Below are 19,592 nucleotides of genomic sequence, written 5' to 3' on the forward strand. Positions count from 1 at the left end.
CTTCGACAGCCACAGACGGTGTTGCTACGCCCTGGGCGTGGTGCTCGCGGTCGGCGCCGCGGTGGCGCTGGGCAACTACTACCGCCTGCAGGTCGAGGACGTCTACCAGGCCAGTATCGAGATGCAGACCCAGGAGTACGCGGCGGATCTGCAGCAGTGGAAGTCCGACGGTTTTGCCATTGGCGCGCTGTCGATCCTGGGGCGCCACAACCCCTCGCTGAAACGGGTGATCCTGGAGCGCGAGCCCTCCGCGGAATTGATGGCGCAGGCGGCGATCCCGTTGAAGACGCTGTCCATGGTGGTGGGCGCCAACCACGCCTTTGTCCTCAACCGCGACGGGGTGGTGGTGGCGGCCCACGATCACCAGGGCCAGGCGCCGCTGGGGCTGAATGTGGCCTTCCGGCCCTACTTCAAGGTGGCGCTCAACGGCGGCAGCAGCGTCTATGGCGCGATCAGCGTCACCACCGGCACCCGCATGTTCTACATGGCGGTCCCGGTCTACGAGTCGCGCACGCGCCAGGACCAGGTGATCGGGGTCCTGGTGGCGCGTTTCGACGGCAAGATGCTCGACACCAGCCTGAGCAAGCAGTATGGCGACGACCTGAAAATGATCCTGTCGCCCAGCGGCGTGGTGCTGGCCGCCAGCACCACGGATTTTCTGCTCAAGGCCGATCGCGCCTGGTCGCTGCGTGAATTCGGCGGCGAGATCCGCCGCCAGTTCGGCGACTACCCGTTCGCCCACGGGGTGCCCGAACGCTTGCCGTTCGATACCCGTCAGCCGCAGGTCAAGCTGGACGGCCGGCGCTATAGCCTGTCCCGGGTCGATTTCGACTGGAACGACCCCAGCGGTCCCTGGACCCTGGTCACCCTGGGCGACCTGGATACGGTGCTGCCGGCCGAGCAGGTGCTGCTGATCAAGGGCTTGAGCGCCGTGGTGTTCCTGCTGTTGCTGTGGGGCGGCCTGCGGCGCCTGGCCGATGCCCGGCGGCACAAGGCCGACGTGGCGCGGATCGAGCAAAGCGAGCGACGCCTGGACATGGCCCTGCAAAGCGGCGCGCTGGGGCTGTGGGACTGGAACGTCAGCCTGGGGATCGTCATCAATAACGATGTCTGGCTGCGGATCCTCGGCTACAGCAAGGAGGAGCTGGACCAGACCTTTGGCAATGGCCTGGATCGCTGGGCCTGCCTGGTTCATCCCCAGGACCATGAGCCGGTCATGGCCAGGCTCAGGGCGCACCTGAACAACGAAGTCGAGGAGTACCGCGCCGAGTACCGCATGCGCAGCAAAAGCGGACGCTGGTTGTGGGTGCTGGACATCGGCCGGGTCATGCAGCGCGATGCCGATGGCACTCCAACGCGGGTCACCGGCGTGCTGCAGGACATCACCCAGGCGGTCGAGGTGCAGCAGTCGATCGTCGACAGCCAGACCAAGTTGCAATCAATGATCGCCAACATTCCGGGGGTGGTGTTTCGCAGCCTGCCGGACGCCTCGCGGACCATGGTGTTCGTCAGCGAGGCCATCGAGGGCCTGAGCGGTTTTGCGGCGGCGCATTTCCTCGCCGGGCACAGCTATCGCGACCTGGTCCACCCCGACGACCTGGAGATTTTTGCCGGCTGCCTGGGCAGCGCCAGCTACATGCTCGAATACCGGATCATCACCGCCAGCCAGGAGGTGCGCTGGGTCTACGACAAGGGCCAGACCATTGTCGTGGACGGGGTGCCGCAGTACCTGGACGGGGTGATTTTCGACATCAGCGAGCGCAAGGCGGTGGAAGCCCAGGTCCAGCAATCGCGGCGCGACGCCGAGCTGGCGACCCAGGCCAAGTCGGAGTTTCTCGACAGCATGTCCCATGAAATCCGCACGCCGCTGAACGCGATCATCGGCATGGCCCACCTGGTGCAGGACATGCCCCTGGAGCGGGTGCAGCGCGACTACATCGAGAAGATCGACCGCGCGGCGCGCAACCTGGTGGGCACCATCAATGGCGTGCTCGACCTGTCGAAGATCGAAGCCGGCAAGCTGAGCATGGAGCAGGTCTGCTTCGACCTGCGCGAACTGGTGGACGATGTGTTGCTGCTGGTGCGCCAGCGCGCGGAAGAACAGGCGCTACAGCTGCGCCTGGACATTCCGGCCCTGCTGCCGCGCAGCTATGTCGGCGATCCGCTGCGCCTGGCCCAGGTGCTGACCAACCTGGTGGACAACTCGATCAAGTTCACCGAGGCCGGGCATGTGTGCATCGGCGTGTGCCTGGTGCGTCAGTGGAACGACAAGGCCCTGCTGTGCTTCAGCGTCACCGACACCGGGGTGGGCATCAGCGACGAGCAGCAGGCGCGGCTGTTCAATGCCTTTGTCCAGGCCGACCTGTCGATCAGCCGGCGTTACGGCGGCAGCGGCCTGGGGCTGACCATCTCGAAAAAAATCGTGCAGATGATGCAGGGCGACATCTGGGTGCACAGCAAGCCGGGGCAGGGCGCGGTGTTCAAATTCACCGTGCAGTTGAACGTGCCGCAACAGCGGCCGCAGGCCTTGCCCGCGGCGAGTTGCAGCGCGCCGGCCACGCCATCGGTGGCCGGTGCGGCGGGGCTGTGCACGGTCAACGACTATGCGCGATTGCTGGCGGGGACGCGGGTGCTGGTGGTCGAGGACAACCGGCTGAACCAGGATGTGTTGCAGGGCCTGCTGCAGCGCGCCGGGGTCCAGGTGGTGCTGGCCGCCAACGGCGCCGAGGCCTTGCAGAGGTTGCTCGAGGACGGGCGCTTCGACGGGGTGCTGATGGATTGCCAGATGCCGGTCATGGACGGCTACGGCACCACGCGCAAGATCCGCGGTTACCCGCACCTGCGCTCGCTGCCGATCATCGCGGTGACCGCCAGCAGCCAGATCGATATCCAGGGCCGGGTGCTGGCCGCCGGCATGAGCGATCTGGTGAGCAAGCCGCTGGAGGTCACGGCCTTCTATCGGACCCTGGTGCGCTGGATCAAGCACCTGGAGCTGCCCGCGGGGGAGATTGCGACAAGCCTGCCCAGCGGCGTCTCGACCCCGGGCTACGAGGGCATCGACTCGGCGCTGGGGCTGGCGGTGGTGAACCAGGACCTGGCGCTGCACCAGAAGCTGCTGGCGGATTTTCGCGATGACCAGCAGCAGGTCATCGAGCGCCTGTGGCTGGCCCATGCCACCGAGGACCTGCAGGCCATCGGCTTTCTGGCCCACAGCCTGCAAGGGGCGGCCGGCAACATCGGCGCCACCGCGGTCAGGCAGGCGGCCAGGGAACTGGAGGAACAGTGTGCCGGGCAGGCCGACCTGGTGCCCTTGATCCGCCAGCTGGCGCAGTGCCTGGAACCGCTGCTGGCCGGCCTGGTGGGCTTGCCAACGGCGGGTGCCGAGCCTCCGGTCCGGGAGAACGAGGCACTGGGCACTGAGCAGCTGTTAAAACTGGAGCGACTGGCCAAGCTGCTGCACAACCATAATGCGCAGGCCCTGGCGCTGATCGATGAGCTGTGCGAGCAGAGCCGTAGCGGTGCCCTGCGGGCGATTCAGGAGCGGATCTACCGGCTGGAGTTCCAGCAGGCCTATGCGCTGCTGGTCGAGTTGCGCGCGGCCCAGGGCTAGCGCGCGGCGCGGGTCAGTTCGAGGTAGCGGGCCATCCGGTCCGTGCAGTGCTCCACCAGGCACTGGTGCAGGGCTCGCAGCGACTCGGTGATTTGCGAGCGGTGCGATACCACCAGGCTCAGCGGCGCGGCATCGGCCTGCCAGCCGGGGAGCAGGGGCAGCAGACGCCCGGCGAGCAGGTCCTCGACCACGTTCAACAACGGCAGGTAGACCACGCCGTGGCCGGCCACCGCCCAGCGCCGCGCGGCGTCGCCATCGTCGCAGCAGAAATGCCCCTGTACCCGCACGTCCTCGACCTGACCCGGCGCATGGAAACGCCAGCGGCTCTCCGGCCGGCCAATGCTGTGGCAGATGATGCATTCGTGCTCGCTCAGCTGTTCCGGCGATTCGGGCGTGCCATGTTCGACCAGGTAGCCGGGCGCGGCGCAGGCGATGAAGTGGTGCTGCTTGAGCACCGGCAGTTCGACCAGGTCCAGCGCCAGGCTTTTGCCGTAGCGCAGCGCCGCGTCGAAGCGGCCCTTGAGCAGGTCCTCTTCCTTGTCGCTCAGGGCCAGCTTGATATACAGGCGCGGGCGTTCCTGCTTGAGCCGGGCGAGCAGCTCCAGCAGCAGGTTGCGGCCCAGGTCGGAAGACACCGTGAGCTCCAGCATGCCGTCGTCGTGGGTCAACGAGCGCTTGCCGTTGGCCAGGATCTTCAGGGCGTGCTGCGCGCTTTCCAGGTAACGCACGCCTTCGGGGGTGAGTTTCATGGTGCGGGTGGAGCGGGTGAACAGGCGCACGCCGAGACGGTTTTCCAGGCGCTTGAGCGCCAGGCTGGCGGCGGCCGGGGTGATCGACATGATGCGCGCCGCGGGCGACAGGCCCTGCAGCTCGGCAATCAGCACGAACAGTTCCAGGTCGGCGAGGTTAGGCATGGGCAAGGCTCACTGTCCGTTCACGGGCCGAAAAAGCTCTGTGACGAACTCAGCAAGGCCGCCGAGAGCGACGCCGGGCCGCAGGCGATGCATTGCTCGAACCCCGGCTGTTCATACATCCGCGCCATGGCCTGGGCGTGCCGGCCGGAAAGGTCGCCGCCGGGTTGCAGCAGGCTCAGGTGGTAGTCCAGCGCCAGGGCGAACAGGCGGGCCGAGAGCGGGAGATCGAGGCTTGCCGGGCTGCGGTCGCCCTGGAGCAGCGCCTCGGCATGGGTGATTTTCCAGGCGAGGTTGAGGATGCGGTCTTCCGGGTCGGCGTGGGCGAGAATCTCCTCGATCAGCACCCGGCTGTGGGCCAGGGCCTGGCCGATGCTGCCGCCGGGCTGGTTGAGGCCCATCAGGGCCAGGCAGGCGGCGCTGCGAAACGCCGCGGGGTCGCTCTGGGTCACGCCGCTGTCGAGCAGGATCGACAGGGTGTCGAGCAGCGCCTCGAGGCGGATCCGCGGGTTGCCGGCCAGCTGCAAGGCCAGGGCGCCGATAAAGCCGTCGCGCATGTCGCTGCCGGCCGAGGGCTCGGCCGCCGGTTGCGGGCTGTGCAGGGGTTTGTCGCGGTAACCCAGTTGCGTCGCCACCCGGGCCAGCACCACCGGCGGCGAAATCGGCTTGGCGATGTAGTCGGCGGCGCCGAGCAGCAGGCCCAGGCGTTCGTCTTCGACGCTGCTGCGCGAGGTCAGGAAAATCACCGGGATGGCCGCGGTCGCCGGGTGGCTCTTGAGTTCGCTGAGCACCTGGAAGCCGTCCATCTCGGGCATCAGGATATCGAGGATGATCAGGTCGGGGCTGGCGCTGCGGGCCAGGGCCAGGCCACGCTCGCTGTTCTTCGCCAGCAGCACTTCATATTCGCTCGTCAGGGTTTTCGAGAGCACGATCAACGACTGCGGGTCGTCGTCGATCGCCAGGAGGGTATAGGGCTTGGGGGCGTGCTCTGCGGGCATGACGGGGGCGCCTGATCAAGAGAGGGCGGCAGTTTATCTTATTTGATCGGCCGGTCGCGTTGGTGCGTTGCCGCAGGGGTCATGGGTGAAAGGTGTAGCGATCCTTGCCCGTGTGCTTGGACTGGTACAGCGCCTTGTCGGCCTTGAGCAGCGCCTGGTTCAGGCTGTCGTCGTCCTCGACCCGGGCCAGGCCGATGCTGACGGTCACCGGGTACCGGGCCCGGGCTTGGCGCACCACCTGGCACAGGCGTTCGGCCAGTTGCTCGACGTCGTCGCGCCGTACCCCGCCCAGGTAGATGGCGAACTCTTCGCCGCCCAGGCGCGCGTAATCGAAGCCGGCCATGACCGTGCGGATATCCGTGGCCACCCGCTTGAGCACCTCATCGCCGATGTCGTGGCCATACAGGTCGTTGATTTTCTTGAAGTTGTCGACGTCGATCATCGCCAGGTAGTGGTCATGCTCCCGGGGCTGCGCCGCCAGTTGTTCGCCGGCGCGGGCCATGAACGAGCGGCGGTTGGGGATGCCGGTCAGGCTGTCGTTGTAGGCCTGTTCCAGCAACAGCTTGGACATGATGTAGGTGTGCAGCTTGGCCTGGCGCAGCTTGATGAAGCTGTAGAGGGTCAGGGCGGTGAGGAACAGGGCGTAGATCAGCAGCATGGCGCCCTTGAGTTCCAGCACCGAGGTCTGGGTCATGATGAACGGGTCGAGCACCACCCAGGTCAGCACGAGGGTGGCGAAGAACGACCAGCGCCGCAGGGGCAGCACCGAGGCGCTGTAGAGAATGCTCGAGGCGCCGAGGATCAGCCAGTCGGGGCGCAGGTCCAGCGGCATGCCTTCGATCACCAGGCGGATACCCGCGCCGATGATCAGCACGAAAAGCAGGTTGAGCCACTGGAAGTACCGGGCGTTCTTGATGAAGGCCAGCATGATCGCGTTGATCGCCAGGGCGACCAGGAACGCCATCGAGTACAGGGTGAAGCCCTGCTTGCCGGGGAAGCTGACGATCAGGTTGAACAGCAGCCAGATGCTGATGCTGGCGACGTAGATCAGCAGGCAGAAACCGTGCAGCCGTTCGAAGTCGTACTGGGCGAACTCGGCCTTGAGGGCCGGCGGCGTGGCCTGTTTCAGCACTTGCGCTTCAATGGTCTTGAGCATTACGGGCCTTGGACGTGAACGGGTGGACGGGAGCGATAAGCCTCCTGGCGAGCGCGCGGACTGCGCAGGGCCTCGGGGCTGAATGAAAGCAGTGGGCGTGGGACTTGTCCAACCGCGGCGGGCACCGGTGTGGGCGTCCTTCAACGTCGCGGTGCGGTTTGTTCAAGGTGGGGCGGCTTGGCGATCAGGTTACGCGCTTGAGGGCGACGCAGATACGTGATGGTCGCCGTCGGAGCGCGTAAGCGCGCGGAGCATGCCGGTCGACATGCGCAGCAGCAGAGGCCTCGACGAGACCTCTGCGCCTGGGCTTCAGCCTGGTTGACGCTGTTTCAGCGCCGCATCCTGGGCATTGAAAGTGCGCGCCGCGGCGGCCACTTCCTTGCGCACGATGGTCTTGCCGATCGGCGCCAGGGCAATACCCGCCAGCTTCAGGTGCTGGATGCCGAAGGGAATGCCGATGATGGTGATAAAGCACAGCAGCGCCGACATCACATGCCCCAGCGCCAGCCAGATCCCGCCGAACACGAACCACAGCACATTGCCGATCACCCCCAGGCCGCTGGTGCCGATATCGTCCTTGTTGTTCAGCTCGCGTCGGCTGATCGCCTCCTTGCCAAACGGAAAGAACGAGAAGGCGCCAATCACGAAACAGGCCCGGCCCCAAGGGATGCCGACGATGCTGATAAAGGCCAGGATGCCCCACAGCCACCAGCACAGGCCCATGAAAATGCCGCCGAGGATAAACCAGAGAAAATTGCCGATGGCGCTCATGTGAAGCTTCCTTGTTTGAACCGTGAAGGGTGTCGAACAGGCCCCGTTCGAGGCCCGTGCAGGTATAGACGCTTATTCCTTGCGCCGAGTCAGGCCGGAGACGATCGCCACCAGCAACAGGCTGATGCCCCAGCCGATGAGGGTTTCGAGCCACACCAGAAAGCGGATGCTATGCCCCCAGTCCCAGTTCCAGAACTCCACCCAGGCGTTGGGGGAGGGCGTCGTGGTGATCGGTCCCCAGTCCTTCTCCTGTTGCAGATCGACCAGTGACAACAGGATGTCCAGCGAATAGGCACCAGGGCTGAAGCCAGTGTACTCACCACGCAAGGCATCGCAGGTGTACCAGTTGCCGATCCCTGAAGGGATGGGTGTATCGGGTGAGCGCTTTTGCCAGCCTTCTCCATACTCCTTTCGGCAAGTGGTATAGGCGTCGCTCTGGAACACCAGCGGGTTGCTTGGGGCGAACACGTTCTGCTCGACGGCGGCGTACCAGTAGACGGCGGTGAAGGCTAGCCAGATGCCGAGAATCCAGGCCAGCAGGCGCATGGGGCGATAGCCGTAGCCGGTGAGGGCGCCATAGAGCACATGGGGGACAATACCAAGCCAGCGAAATCCCCGAGGCCAGTGAGCCGTTCTCTTGCCCACGGAGCCTACCTCGCGCAAACGCCTCTCGAAGGCGATCCCGACTTCCTGGGCTTCATCGGCATGTCCCATTTCTTCGAGCTTGTGTTTCAGGTGTCGCCAGGGCTGTGGGCGAAATCCGCTCTTTTCGCCTTTTAAACCATCGGTCCCTGCTGTAAACGGTGTCTGTTTGTCTAGCCAGGCAAGTCGGGCTTTGGCTTTTGTTCCATTGCTCAGGAAGTCATAGGAAAACCCGTCCAGTTGCAAGCCCTTACCCCAGGATCGAGTGTCGTCGTTCAAGGTTGTTACTTTTGTATTGTCGAGGAGGGCTTTCTGAAGGGGAATCGCTAGCTTTCTAACAATCAATGAGCCCGCGATATGTGCATGCTGGGCGACCAAGGCATAGCCGCCTTTTCCATCAAGTCGGGCTCCTTCGAGGTTAAGTTGGCTTCCTATCTTGATAGCAGATAGTCGAACGGTACCTTCAGATCTGAAGTCAGTTGATAGATTGACATTGCCTTTAATCACGGAGCTGTCCATTGCCAATGAGACGTCTCTTGTTGCAATGATGTGGCAGGAGGTGCAATTCAACTGGCCGTTGAGGGTAATACCCGCCAGGCGAACTTCGCCAAAGGCGGTGAACCCTCCACGCATGTTTATGTTTCCGCTGATATATATGCGGTCTGCCCGTATGGCACTAGAGCCTTGGCCGTTAATAGTGCTCTCACTGAGGGTTAACGAGCCTTCAACTCTGGCGCCTGTCAAGTTTACTGAACCGAAAGAGAACAGTTGTCGCATGGAAAGGGAGCCAGTTATTGACGCGAGTGGGGCCTGGATTCCTGCCCAGGCACTACCGTCCAGGCTCACTCGACCATCGATGGACGCACTGTTCAAAAAGAGCGTATTGAAGCAAAGGCAGTTTTGCAGCAAGAAGGCTGTAGGTATCTTGCTTGAGCGAAGGTCCAATGTTCCCTCGATGTAAGCTCCACGGAGCCTTACACCTTGCTCATGCAAGATGTTTTCCTCGTTACCGCCCAGAATAAGAAAACGAAGGAAGTCGGCACGGATGGTATTTTCCGATGTCGCCTGTTCTGGTCGGTGGTTGTCGAAGCTGGCTATTTTTCCTGAGAGCGCACACCTCAGCAGTTTTTTTTCGGCTGGCTTCAAATGCTGAAGCTCATATGGCATCCGGTTACGAGAGGGGATCATTTAGCCATCCCGTTGACTTGGCGCGTGCCGCTAGGCAGTACCTCAATCTGCAAGCTTTTGGCCTGCACGGCGTCGCGATAGGCCTCGGTAAAACCTGGGTGCCCCTCTGCGAGTGGAGCGATCTGTTGTTTGATGCTGCCACCAGCAAGGAAAGAGAAATCGCAAAACGCGAGCAAGGAACTCATAAATACATCCATGTAAGATCGCCGATCGGCAAAAAAGTGGCGCTATGCTATCGGCTTGTCGCCCCTGACAAAAGCACAAACCCTGGCTTCCCCCAGAAGTAACCACCTGATGTTTCTACAGATTGGCCACGACCGGTCGACACAGCGACCTGTGGCGGTTGCCGGGTCGAGTGCTAAATAGCGCGCGCTTCAATCGTTAGTGAAATGAAGCATTAACTCCTGCGCACCCGCACGACATTCCCCTTTATCCGAGAGTTTCGAACAAATGGAATTGAGCCCGTTGTCCAGCCCATCCCGTCTTGTCGCACCCCGGCTGAGGCTACCGTTGATCCTGGCCAGCCTGTTGTCCCTGGCCGGTTGCCAGACGCCAAAAAGCACCGCGCCGACCCTTCAGCCCACGGCAGAAGCATCGCTACAGCAGAACGCCCAGGCCTTCAGCGATCAGTTCAGGGCCTTGATGGTGCGCAATGCCTTTGCCGCCAACAGCCAGGCGTTGGTAGGGACAGTGGATCTGGTGGTGAAGATCGATCGCCAGAACGAGCTGCGCAGTTGCGAGACCCGGCCCAACGCCCACCTGGCCCCGGTCCCGGCCCTGGAAAGCCTGGCCAGGCAAGTGTGCTGGGACAGTCTGTTTCCCAAGGTGCCGGTCGAAATGTACGGGACCGAGGAGGAGATGGTGATTGTCGCGCCGCTGGTATTTCCGGCCCTCGACGAGTCCGAACCTGAGCGTCAGTGGCGAGCGCGGACGGTCCAGGCTTATGCGCAAAGCCGCTTCTTCTGGACCCAGGCCCTGGGCAAGCAGCCTGTCGACAGCATTGGCAAGGCCCATGTGCGCTTTGTCGCCAATGCCCAGGGGCAGGTGCAGGAGTGCCTGGTCAACCTCGATCCGGTTGCCGAGCGGCGGGACTCTTTCAAGCTGGACAGCGACCTGCAAGCGCGCCTGACCGCGCAGTGCAAGCAGCTGAACCTGCGGCAGATGCCCGGCTTCAAACTCGATGACAAGGGGCTGGCGCGGGGCAGTGTGCTGGTGGAATACGCGCCGTGGAAAGGCGGTCCGAAATACAACTGACTGCCGTCACAGGGATCTGTAGGAGGAGCCGCTCGACCCTCGATGGCTTGCGATCAGCGAAGCTGGGGCGGTCAGGCGCAGCGCGTTTTCGTTGACGATTTATCGCGAGCAAGCTCGCTCCTACAAAGGCGACATGCAGTTCAGGAGTCGCACTCAGGGATCGACCTGCGCCATCAGCTCCGGGATCGATTCCGGGCGTTTGGCGTAACGCTGGGCCAGCACCGCGCAGACCATCAGCTGGATCTGGTGGAACAGCATCAGCGGCAGGATCAGCACGCCCATGGTGCTGCCGGCGAACAGCACCTGGGCCATGGGCACGCCGGTGGCCAGGCTCTTCTTCGAGCCGCAGAAGAGGATGGTGATGCGGTCTTCCTGGTTGAAGCCGAACAGCTTGCTCAGCAGGCTGGAGGCCAGCAGCGCCAGCGCCAACAGCACGCAGCAGGCCAAGACCAGCCCGCCCAGGTTCCACAACGGAATCTGGTGCCAGATGCCTTCGTTCACCGCCTTGCTGAAGGCGCCGTAGACCACCAGCAGGATCGAGCCCTGGTCGACGAATTTCAGCCAGTTCTTGTTGCGCCCGACCCAGGCGCCGATCCAGCGGCGGGCGATCTGCCCGGCGATGAAGGGCAGCAGCAATTGCACGCTGATCTTGACGATGGCATCCAGGGTCGAGCCGGCATCGCCGTGCACATTCAGCAGCAGGGTCACCAGCAACGGCGTGAGGAAAATCCCGAACAGGCTGGACGCCGCGGCGCTGCAGATCGCCGCCGGCACGTTGCCCCGGGCCAGGGAGGTGAAGGCAATCGCCGACTGCACGGTGGCGGGCAGGGCGCAGAGGTAGAGCATGCCCAGGTACAGGTCGTTGCCGATCAGCGGCGACAGCAGCGGTTTGAGCGCCAGCCCGAGGATCGGGAACAGCACGAAGGTCAGGCTGAAGATCAGCAGGTGCAGGCGCCAGTGGCCGGCCCCGGCAATGATCGCCTCGCGCGACAGCTTGGCGCCGTGGAGGAAGAACAGCAGGGCGATGGCGGCGTTGGTCAGCCAGCCGAAGCCTAGCGCCACCTGGCCGCTGGCGGGCAGGAAGCTGGCCAGCAGCACCACGCCGATCAGGGTCAGGGTGAAATTGTCGGGCAAAAGACGTGAGCGACTCATAACGGGATCATCCAGGGGTTGCCAGGGCGGTGGGCTGACTCTAACGTGATGGCGGACTGCCGACTAACGCCAATGAGCCAGTAAATGCCGCCTAAAGGACATGAAAAGATCGTCCGACGCAGTATTCCCGGTCTGCCGAGCTTGCCTCGACCGGTGTACGGGCGCACCGAATCCCTGCCCAATCGGGCGCTGACCCGGCGCCACAGCCACCCCTGGGTGCAATTGTCCTACGCCATCCAGGGCGTGCTGGAAGTGCAGACCAGCGCCGGGCGTTTCATCGCCCCGCCGCAACGGGCGGTGTGGATTCCCGCTGGCATGCCGCACAAGGTGTTCAGCTCGCCGCGCACCGAAATGCGCAGCCTGTACCTGGATTGCCGTGTCACCGCCTGGGCCGGCGAAACCTGCCAGGTGCTGGCGGTGAGCAGCCTGCTGCGCGAATTGATCCGCGCCTTCAGCGAGCTGCCGGTGGAATACGCCGAAGACGGCGCCGACGGGCGCCTGGCCCAGGTCCTGCTGGACCAACTGGCCGCCGCGCCGCAACTGGACCTGATGTTGCCGCTGCCCCAGGACCCGCGCCTGCGGCAGATCTACCGCAGCCTGCAAGCGCACCCGGACCAGCCGACCACCCTGGGGCAGTGGAGCGAGAAACTGGGGGTGACGGAGAAAACCCTGAGCCGCCTGTTCCTGCACGACACTGGCCTGACCTTCCGCGCCTGGCGCCAGCGCCTGCGCCTGCTGGGCGCCCTCACGCCCCTGGAGAACGGCGAGCGGGTGACGGACGTGGCGCTGGCCTGCGGCTACGACTCGACCTCGGCTTTTATCGCCGCGTTCCGCCAGCAGTTCGATGCCACGCCCGGGGAGTTTTTTCGCTAGCGCTTTCTTCTGATACTTCTGGTCTGCTCTCAAGGTACTTGTCTGCACAAAGGTGCTATTTTGAGTGCTCTTAACAGCACTCATGAGAGCACTCCATGACCCATGTCCTTCTGTCCAACGTCGTTGCGAGCATTTCCGAACTCAAGAAAAACCCCATGGGCACTGTTGCGGCCGGTGGCGGCTCCTCCGTGGCCATTCTCAATCGCAACGAACCGGCGTTTTACTGCGTTCCGGCCAAGGAATACGAAGCCATGATGGAGCGCCTGGAAGACATGGAACTGCTCGCCTTGTGCCGTGAGCGAGAGAGCGACCCGACCGTCAAGGTTTCGCTCGATGACTTATGAGCTGGAGTTCTCCGAGAAAGCCTGGAAGGAATGGCAAAAGCTGGGCCCCACGCTGAAAGAGCAATTCAAGAAGAAGCTGCAGGAACGCCTCGTCAACCCCCATGTCCCGGCCGATCGCCTGAGCGGTTTGGGCAATGCCTACAAAATCAAACTGCGCACGGCTGGCTACCGTCTGGTGTATCGGGTGGTGGATGAGGTGTTGGTGGTGACGGTCATTGCCGTGGGCAAGCGGGAGCGGGGGAGTGTCTATCAGCAAGCCAGGAAGCGTTAGCCGGCCAGGAGAGCTTCAAGACGCCGCCCAGGCTGTGCGCAATCTAGCCGCTGCCGCAGGCTGCGATCGGGCGCTTGCGCCCGGCACGATCCGGCTTTTGGAGTGCACTGGCGTCGGTGGCCGCCCCTCAACCCTGGACTTTGTACCCGTCATCCAGGGCGAACGGCCACCTCGTCATGCAAAAAACTAAGCCGGCGTCAGCCGCTCGGCCTTGGACGGCGCGGCCACGGCCAGTGGCGCGAAGCTGTGGGGCTGGGCCATGTTCCACATGCGCGCGTAGAACTCCGAACTGATGGGGCGTTGCAACAGCTCGCCGGGTTCGAGGAACACGTGGATCTGCGAGAACAGCCGGACCTCGGTGGTGGTCAGGCGCCGTACCAGGTGCTTGGCCTGCAACTGCGCCGGGTGGTCGAGGCCGGCGGCGCTGAGCATCTCGCCGAGGGCGACCAGGGTGTTGCGATGGAAGTTGTGCACCCGCTCGGCCTTGTCCGTGACCTGCAGCGCTTTCTGGCGCAGCGGGTCCTGGGTGGCGACGCCGGTGGGGCATTTGTTGGTGTGGCAGCTTTGCGACTGGATGCAGCCGATGGCGAACATGAAACCGCGCGCGGCGTTGACCCAGTCGGCGCCGATGGTCAGCACGCTGGCGATGTCGAAGGCACTGATCACCTTGCCGCTGGCGCCCAGCTTGATCTGCGAACGCAGGCCGGCGCCGACCAGGGTGTTATGCACGAACAGCAGGCCCTCGCGCATGGGCATGCCGATGTTGTCGGTGAACTCGCGAGGCGCGGCGCCGGTGCCGCCTTCCTTGCCGTCGACCACGATAAAGTCCGGCTGGATGCCGGTCTCGAGCATGGCCTTGACGATGGCCATGAACTCCCAGGGATGACCCACGCAGAACTTGAAGCCCACCGGCTTGCCACCGGACAGGTTGCGCAGCTTGACGATGAATTCCAGCAGTTGCATGGGCGTGCTGAACTCCGAGTGCCGCGCCGGCGACACACAGTCGTGGCCCATCTGCACGCCTCGGGTCTTGGCGATTTCGGCGGTGACCTTGTGCTTGGGCAGGATGCCGCCATGCCCTGGCTTGGCGCCCTGGCTGAGCTTGATCTCGATCATCTTCACCTGCGGATGGCTGGCCTGCTCGGAGAAGCGCTGGGCATCGAAATGGCCGTCCAGGGTGCGGCAACCGAAGTAGCCGCTGCCGATTTCCCAGATCAGGTCGCCGGCGAATTCCTGGTGATAGGGGCTGATGCTGCCTTCCCCGGTGTCGTGGGCGAAGCCACCGAGCCGGGCGCCTTTGTTCAGGGCGCGGATGGCGTTGGCGCTCAGCGCGCCGAAGCTCATGGCCGAGATGTTGAACACCGAGGCGCTGTAGGGCAGCAGGCAATCCGGCCCGCCGACCACCACGCGGAACTGGCTGGGGTCGCAGGCATCGCCCGGGACCATGGAATGGCTGATGAATTCGAAGCCGGGCTGATAGACGTCGGCCAGGGTGCCAAAGGCCTTCTCCGCGGGCTGGTTCTTGGCGCGGGCGTAGACCATCGAGCGTTGCGAGCGGGAGAAGGGCAGCTTCTCGTCGTCGCCTTCCAGCAGGTACTGGCGGATCTCCGGGCGAATCGACTCGATCAGGTAACGGATATTGCCGATGATCGGGTAGTTGCGGCGCACCGCATGGTGGCTTTGCAGCAGGTCGTTGAGGCCGACCAGGCTGAGCACCCCGGCCAGCACGATCAGCCCCTGGCCCCAGGGGCTGGCGGGCCAATGCAACAGGCCGAACAAGGTAAGGGCAAGGCAAAGGATCAGGGTCGCGTAGCGACTGAGCAGCGATATCTTCATGGTCGTTCCTTGGGCAAATCGTAAGACATGGGTTCAGGCGGGCAGGGCGGGTTCAATCCGAGTTACGGATCTGCCGATAGCGCTCCTGCAGCTCCTGGCGCTGCTGTTTGCGCAGCAAACCCTGGGCGTAGCGGCGTTGTTCGGTGGCGGTTTCCGGCACGAAGGCGCGCACCGGGTGCGGGCGCCCGTCGGGGTCGACGGCGACCATGGTGAAGTAGCAACTGTTGGTGTGGCGCACCGTGCGTTCGTGGATGTTCTCGGTCATCACCTTGACCCCGACCTCCATCGAGGTGCGCCCGGTGTAATTGACCGAGGCGAGGAAGGTCACCAGTTCGCCGACATGGATCGGCTCCTTGAAGATCACCTGATCCACCGACAGCGTGACCACATAGCGCCCGGCATAGCGCTTGGCACAGGCGAAGGCCACCTCGTCGAGCAGCTTTAGCAGGGCGCCGCCGTGCACGTTGCCGGAGAAATTGGCTTTGTCGGGCGTCATGAGCACGCTCATGCTCAATTGATAACTGCCTGGTTCCATGGGTGACCTCATCAGTAATCGATGCTGTCCGCATAGGCAGGCTAGAGCCCCGCGGACAGTATTTGGCTGGAGATCGGAGGGTAATAAGAAGCCTTGATAGTTAGCTAGCTATCTTTTGCAATGAGCTGTTGTGGGGATTGCAATAATGCTTGCGATCCACCAGGGCAGAGCCCCGGCCCCACGCTTCCACCCTGTAGGCGCGAGCTTGCTCGCGATGACGGTGGTGGCGTCGCTGGTGGTGCTGGCCGGTATACCTATGCATCCCCGCGCTAATGGTCCTTTGTTGGGGACTGGTTCACCCACATGGGTAGCAGATTCGTTCAAGCACATAGGTAACACCACGGACTCTGTAGCCGCTGCCGCAGGCTGCGATCGGGCGCTAGCGCCCGCCAAACCTGAATCCGCGATTTGAGCAGTGGAATAGGGTGGTGGCCTGTATGGGGGGTACTGCGGTAGCCACGATTTCTCGGCATGACACCGACCTGTAGGAGCGAAGCTTGCTCGCGATAGCGTCCGTCCCGGCGCTGCATTTTTTGGACGGGGTACATATCCGTTTCTGCGGTAACGGCCGCTTATGGTTTCGCCCTTACGGCGAGTCCCTTTTTACAAACGCCTAAAAAGGAACCAAAAACGCTTGCCCCTGCGTACGGCCCTCGCTGCGCTCAGGTTCCCTCGCTCCGGTCCTGCTCCGTGGGCCGCCGCCACAGGCCATCCATGGCCTGGGGCGGCTAACTCGGCATCCCTGCCGAGTTGCCCACTGCGCAGAACCTCCACTCGGCCTCCCGATGGGGCGGGTGGATCAAGATCAAAAAAAAGCCAAAGCCAAAGCCAAAGCACAGCAAGAGCAAAGGCCAGGGCGGTTCGGTTTAAGGCTCTGGCAGCTCCATCGCCCGTTGCTCAACCACATGCAACACATCGCATCCGTCCTGCAACAACAAGGTTGCCACGCTGGAGAAGCGCATCAGGTCGAGGTCGTCGGCGTTGCGGCTGGTCATGCCGGACACGCTGTCCAGCATGTCCCGGGCAGCGCGGATACGCAGGCCAGCGTAGGTCAGCAGGTCAAGCAAGGGGGCTTGCGGGTTGATGAAGGCAACGGGGTGGTCGGTGGTGTTGGAAGAGGTGAGGGGTTGGAAATCCATAACGGTGACGCTCCATGAAGGAATTTTAGGGTTTGCTCATGGAGATTCGGACGGCCAAGTCCGGTCACTGAAAACTAGCGACGCGATGACTATAAAGAGATTAAATGAGCCTAGACAAGGGTGTTAGAAAGACTTTCAAGAAATAACGAAAAATCCTACAAATCATGAATGAATGGAATATGTTGGGTTTTATTAGTTCTGAGGCAAGGATGTCAAATAAGGCTAAAGTTAGCCGCTACTTTCTGGTAGTGGTAGCGGCTAACAAGAAGCTTGCTATATCACGCTAGTTTGCGATCCTCTAGGTCTTCAATTTTTTTCCACTCGATACAGTTTTCAGGCTTTGGTTTTTTTGCGTCTAGTAAAAAGTCAAAAAGTTCTTTTACTTTAGATGCGGACTCAGGGTCTGTCTGTATTCGTACGAATGCACGGTAAGGCTTTTCGTCTTTTTCTTCCTTTCCAAAAAGAGCAGTTTCAAAGCATGTCTTACATGCAACAAGGCGGACTCTTTCCTCGGCATTTTCTAAATCGAGCACAGATGCGATGGTCTTGTTCATGCCCCATGCGGGATTGCCTTTTCCTGCCACAGTTAAAGGGGTGTCGGTATCATGAAGGATGGTAAATTGTTTCGAAAACTGCAAAAGCACCTTTGCAACAGACGGGATGATTCCCTTTCCGCGAGCTCGGATGATCTGGACATCTTTGTATTCGTCGATGTGCATATCTCTGATAATAGAAAAAGCGGTGTATTCTGTATCGCCCTCAACGATTATCTGTCGACCACCGAAGAAAAATTCATTCACATATGGATCGCATATGTTAAGCATTTTTAGATTTTTTCTATCGTCGGCGTCAAGTTTTGCTCTTGATGGTCGGTAAAGTGTTGTGCTTTCTACTTCTTTTCCTTCTTCGCGGAATACTCGAATTATTGTTGTGTTATCTTTTGATAGGTCAATAAATGTTGGGGAGTGAGAAGTGATCATTACCTGCCAGTTTCCACTTTGAGGAAGGTCGTAAAGCACAGCTCTAGCTTCACGTATGGCTGAAGGATGTAAACAGATTTCAGGTTCATCTAAAAGAAGTACATGTGGTCTTGTACCCTCGCTATCACTTACTTCAGAAAGATATTTTAGTGTGGCCCAGAGAAGCGTACGCCGTGCACCGCTGCCTTGATGAGCAATTCCAGATAGGTACCCATCTTTTGGTCCCATTAATAAGTCGGCAGATGTTTTAAATGGTGTGTATGCTTTATCTATGTCTAATTCTGGTTTGGCATCAAACTTAATTAGGTGGTTAGGGAATAGCCGGTCAAGGTATTTAGATATCTCTGCTTCAATTGTTGCGACTTCTTGTTCTGTGGCTGAAACAGCTTTTGTTTGTAGGTCTTTTATTTTTTCGATAACTAATTGGTAGTCTGACTGCTCTTGATCTGGGTTGGTTTTTATTTCTAGTAATTTTTCTTTTAATAGAGAGGTTATAAGGGAGGTTATTTCGTTGGCTTGTGTATCTGGTGATGCAAATGCGTCAATTCTATGTGGGCGTGGGCGTTTTGAGTTGGCAACATTCGGGGCTCCCCAAGGAACTTGTTGGTCCCAATCATTTCTCTGTACGTCGTAGCCCTGTCTAACCGGATCTTTGTTTGGGCTATCCCATGTCCACTGTTCGCGAATTAAGAACTCATTGTTTGCTAGCGGTTGCAACCATCGTTCGCCGGGAGCCTTATCGAAAACTACTGTCTGTAATTCAATGTTGGGTAGCTTGTTAGGGTCAACAATTCCATTGGGGAAGTCCTGGATGCCAAGCTTTCCTTCTTTGGAGCCGTGAGACATAACAGTTTCGTAAGCTTTTAAAATACTACTTTTTCCCGCATTGTTTGCGCCTACTAAAACAACAATTTCATCCAGCTCGATTTCAACGGGAGAGTTTCCAATGGATCTAAAGTTTCGAATTATTAACTTGTGAAGTCGCGGGCGCGGTGCATTGTCAGACGTAAGTGAAATGGTTTCGGCTGCTGCTGTTTTTTGCTTAGCCATGATGAATCCTTCATCCTACTAAAGCACTATTGGTGAGGTTCTCCAGGATCTCTCCGGGATCGTCTTGATCGTGGTAGGTTTTTTATGGATGTCAAATTGATATTATTGATTTTGGTGCAAGAGTTATCGTTCTGAGTCAGTACACAAAATGGATAAGGTTGAAAGATTCTCTTTCATATAATGCGAATCCTATGTTCCTTCTGTATTACTTTTGTTACTCGAAATCCTTCGCCCCTAGCCCACGCTCATTTCCCATGGCACACTCTCTCTAATTTTCCGTTGTGATGGTTGCTTATCCGCTATAGCGGAATTATGGCTTGCTCTCAATATGTTTTGAGCTTTCTCAGGGGGCACATAGCAGGCGCGGCTATTAGCGGTAGCTGGTTGAAGGTTAGGCGCTGCGATTGGCCTGTTTTTTGGAGAGCAAGTATTTCAACCCCTTCATTTTTCAATCAGGAGAAAAAACCATGAGCATCACCCGCTACGGCACCGGCAGCACCGCCGGCGGTGGCCAACCCCGTCCTTTCGCTCGCGCGGTTGAGGCCGATGGTTGGTTGTATGTGTCCGGTCAGGTGCCGGCGTTGGATGGCGAAATTATTCATGGCGGGATCGTTGAGCAGACCCATCAGACGATGCGCAATGTGGTGGCGATTCTGGAGGAGGCGGGGTATGGCCTGGAGGATGTGGTGCGGGTTGGGGTGTGGTTGGAGGATCCGCGGGATTTCTGGAGTTTCAACAAGGTGTTTGGTGAGTATTTCAAGCCGGAGCATGCGCCGGCGCGGGCCTGTGTGCAGGCCAGCATGATGGTGGATTGCAAGGTTGAGATTGATTGTGTGGCTTATAAGAAGAAGTAGGACTGTGGACCGCTGATCGCGAGCAAGC

The 19,592-nt window shown here is 60.7% G+C and carries 16 protein-coding genes and 1 pseudogene; 6 read left to right on the plus strand and 11 right to left on the minus strand.

Features of this window, described 5'->3' with window-relative positions:
• The first annotated feature begins 40 nt into the window (after nucleotides 1-40).
• A complete protein-coding gene (locus J4E58_RS09750) occupies nucleotides 41-3,610 on the plus strand; it encodes a PAS domain-containing protein (RefSeq protein WP_087091844.1) in 3,570 nt (1,189 codons plus the stop codon).
• Here the strand turns inward: J4E58_RS09750 and J4E58_RS09755 are convergent.
• The 6 genes from J4E58_RS09755 to J4E58_RS09780 all read right to left on the minus strand — a co-directional run bounded on the left by J4E58_RS09755 (nucleotide 3,607) and on the right by J4E58_RS09780 (nucleotide 9,461).
• Nucleotides 3,607-4,524: a LysR family transcriptional regulator gene (locus J4E58_RS09755; RefSeq protein WP_087091495.1), complete on the minus strand. Its 918-nt coding sequence runs from the start codon at nucleotides 4,522-4,524 to the stop codon at nucleotides 3,607-3,609. The genes J4E58_RS09750 and J4E58_RS09755 overlap by 4 nt on opposite strands.
• A gap of 20 nt (nucleotides 4,525-4,544) precedes the next feature.
• Entirely contained in the window at nucleotides 4,545-5,519 is a 975-nt protein-coding gene (locus J4E58_RS09760; RefSeq protein ID WP_087091494.1) for a two-component system response regulator, read from the minus strand.
• A gap of 79 nt (nucleotides 5,520-5,598) precedes the next feature.
• Nucleotides 5,599-6,675 (minus strand): diguanylate cyclase, encoded by a 1,077-nt coding sequence (locus J4E58_RS09765; RefSeq protein ID WP_053261726.1) that lies wholly within the window; start codon nucleotides 6,673-6,675, stop codon nucleotides 5,599-5,601.
• Between the two features lie 309 nt (nucleotides 6,676-6,984).
• Nucleotides 6,985-7,446 carry a YccF domain-containing protein gene (locus tag J4E58_RS09770; protein ID WP_009044436.1) on the minus strand — a complete coding sequence of 154 codons (462 nt, stop codon included), beginning with the start codon at nucleotides 7,444-7,446 and terminating at the stop codon, nucleotides 6,985-6,987.
• A 72-nt stretch (nucleotides 7,447-7,518) separates the two neighbouring features.
• Complete coding sequence (locus J4E58_RS31935) at nucleotides 7,519-9,276, minus strand: hypothetical protein (RefSeq protein ID WP_256583124.1); 1,758 nt, start codon at nucleotides 9,274-9,276, stop codon at nucleotides 7,519-7,521.
• Nucleotides 9,273-9,461, minus strand: coding sequence for a hypothetical protein (locus J4E58_RS09780; RefSeq protein WP_087091493.1), 189 nt, complete (start codon nucleotides 9,459-9,461; stop codon nucleotides 9,273-9,275). The genes J4E58_RS31935 and J4E58_RS09780 overlap by 4 nt, the downstream gene beginning before the upstream one ends.
• Nucleotides 9,462-9,786: 325 nt before the next feature.
• Here J4E58_RS09780 and J4E58_RS09785 point away from each other — a divergent pair, with 325 nt between their 5' ends.
• Nucleotides 9,787-10,530 (plus strand): hypothetical protein, encoded by a 744-nt coding sequence (locus J4E58_RS09785; protein WP_087091492.1) that lies wholly within the window; start codon nucleotides 9,787-9,789, stop codon nucleotides 10,528-10,530.
• A gap of 153 nt (nucleotides 10,531-10,683) precedes the next feature.
• On the opposite strand, the gene J4E58_RS09790 is transcribed toward J4E58_RS09785, so the two are convergent.
• On the minus strand, nucleotides 10,684-11,682 hold the full coding sequence (locus J4E58_RS09790) for a bile acid:sodium symporter family protein (protein WP_087091491.1): 999 nt from the start codon (nucleotides 11,680-11,682) through the stop codon (nucleotides 10,684-10,686).
• Between the two features lie 84 nt (nucleotides 11,683-11,766).
• On the opposite strand from J4E58_RS09790, the gene J4E58_RS09795 reads away from it, so the two are divergent.
• The 3 genes from J4E58_RS09795 to J4E58_RS09805 all read left to right on the plus strand — a co-directional run bounded on the left by J4E58_RS09795 (nucleotide 11,767) and on the right by J4E58_RS09805 (nucleotide 13,170).
• Nucleotides 11,767-12,555: a helix-turn-helix transcriptional regulator gene (locus J4E58_RS09795; protein WP_085534323.1), complete on the plus strand. Its 789-nt coding sequence runs from the start codon at nucleotides 11,767-11,769 to the stop codon at nucleotides 12,553-12,555.
• A 95-nt stretch (nucleotides 12,556-12,650) separates the two neighbouring features.
• A complete protein-coding gene (locus tag J4E58_RS09800) occupies nucleotides 12,651-12,899 on the plus strand; it encodes a type II toxin-antitoxin system Phd/YefM family antitoxin (RefSeq protein WP_087091490.1) in 249 nt (82 codons plus the stop codon).
• Nucleotides 12,889-13,170: a type II toxin-antitoxin system RelE/ParE family toxin gene (locus J4E58_RS09805; protein ID WP_007930524.1), complete on the plus strand. Its 282-nt coding sequence runs from the start codon at nucleotides 12,889-12,891 to the stop codon at nucleotides 13,168-13,170. The genes J4E58_RS09800 and J4E58_RS09805 overlap by 11 nt, the downstream gene beginning before the upstream one ends.
• A gap of 186 nt (nucleotides 13,171-13,356) precedes the next feature.
• Here J4E58_RS09805 and J4E58_RS09810 read toward each other — a convergent pair whose 3' ends face one another.
• The 4 genes and pseudogenes from J4E58_RS09810 to J4E58_RS09825 form a co-directional block, all read right to left on the minus strand.
• The gene (locus tag J4E58_RS09810) at nucleotides 13,357-15,006 is read right to left on the minus strand and encodes an FMN-binding glutamate synthase family protein (RefSeq protein ID WP_087091489.1); all 1,650 of its coding nucleotides are present in this window, start codon (nucleotides 15,004-15,006) and stop codon (nucleotides 13,357-13,359) included.
• 33 nt (nucleotides 15,007-15,039) lie between these two features.
• Nucleotides 15,040-15,541: pseudogene (locus tag J4E58_RS09815) on the minus strand (acyl-CoA thioesterase).
• 866 nt (nucleotides 15,542-16,407) lie between these two features.
• A complete protein-coding gene (locus J4E58_RS09820) occupies nucleotides 16,408-16,680 on the minus strand; it encodes a hypothetical protein (protein WP_007927368.1) in 273 nt (90 codons plus the stop codon).
• 278 nt (nucleotides 16,681-16,958) lie between these two features.
• The gene (locus J4E58_RS09825) at nucleotides 16,959-18,710 is read right to left on the minus strand and encodes an ATP-dependent endonuclease (protein ID WP_087091488.1); all 1,752 of its coding nucleotides are present in this window, start codon (nucleotides 18,708-18,710) and stop codon (nucleotides 16,959-16,961) included.
• Between the two features lie 467 nt (nucleotides 18,711-19,177).
• Here J4E58_RS09825 and J4E58_RS09830 point away from each other — a divergent pair, with 467 nt between their 5' ends.
• On the plus strand, nucleotides 19,178-19,564 hold the full coding sequence (locus J4E58_RS09830) for a RidA family protein (protein WP_007927369.1): 387 nt from the start codon (nucleotides 19,178-19,180) through the stop codon (nucleotides 19,562-19,564).
• Nucleotides 19,565-19,592: the final 28 nt, after the last annotated feature.

It is taken from the genome of Pseudomonas sp. FW305-25 (assembly GCF_017351415.1).
In the GTDB taxonomy this organism is placed as follows: Bacteria; Pseudomonadota; Gammaproteobacteria; order Pseudomonadales; family Pseudomonadaceae; genus Aquipseudomonas; species Aquipseudomonas chlororaphis.

Excerpts from the sequence above, each read along its gene's own strand:
- J4E58_RS09780 (WP_087091493.1), bottom strand. The coding sequence starts at position 9,461 with ATGAGTTCCTTGCTCGCGTTTTGCGATTTCTCTTTCCTTGCTGGTGGC.
- J4E58_RS09795 (WP_085534323.1), top strand. The coding sequence starts at position 11,767 with ATGCCGCCTAAAGGACATGAAAAGATCGTCCGACGCAGTATTCCCGGT.
- J4E58_RS09800 (WP_087091490.1), top strand. The coding sequence starts at position 12,651 with ATGACCCATGTCCTTCTGTCCAACGTCGTTGCGAGCATTTCCGAACTC.
- J4E58_RS09755 (WP_087091495.1), bottom strand. The coding sequence starts at position 4,524 with ATGCCTAACCTCGCCGACCTGGAACTGTTCGTGCTGATTGCCGAGCTG.
- J4E58_RS09790 (WP_087091491.1), bottom strand. The coding sequence starts at position 11,682 with ATGAGTCGCTCACGTCTTTTGCCCGACAATTTCACCCTGACCCTGATC.
- J4E58_RS09760 (WP_087091494.1), bottom strand. The coding sequence starts at position 5,519 with ATGCCCGCAGAGCACGCCCCCAAGCCCTATACCCTCCTGGCGATCGAC.
- J4E58_RS09820 (WP_007927368.1), bottom strand. The coding sequence starts at position 16,680 with ATGGATTTCCAACCCCTCACCTCTTCCAACACCACCGACCACCCCGTT.
- J4E58_RS09810 (WP_087091489.1), bottom strand. The coding sequence starts at position 15,006 with ATGAAGATATCGCTGCTCAGTCGCTACGCGACCCTGATCCTTTGCCTT.
- J4E58_RS09765 (WP_053261726.1), bottom strand. The coding sequence starts at position 6,675 with ATGCTCAAGACCATTGAAGCGCAAGTGCTGAAACAGGCCACGCCGCCG.
- J4E58_RS31935 (WP_256583124.1), bottom strand. The coding sequence starts at position 9,276 with ATGATCCCCTCTCGTAACCGGATGCCATATGAGCTTCAGCATTTGAAG.
- J4E58_RS09770 (WP_009044436.1), bottom strand. The coding sequence starts at position 7,446 with ATGAGCGCCATCGGCAATTTTCTCTGGTTTATCCTCGGCGGCATTTTC.
- J4E58_RS09805 (WP_007930524.1), top strand. The coding sequence starts at position 12,889 with ATGACTTATGAGCTGGAGTTCTCCGAGAAAGCCTGGAAGGAATGGCAA.
- J4E58_RS09830 (WP_007927369.1), top strand. The coding sequence starts at position 19,178 with ATGAGCATCACCCGCTACGGCACCGGCAGCACCGCCGGCGGTGGCCAA.
- J4E58_RS09825 (WP_087091488.1), bottom strand. The coding sequence starts at position 18,710 with ATGGCTAAGCAAAAAACAGCAGCAGCCGAAACCATTTCACTTACGTCT.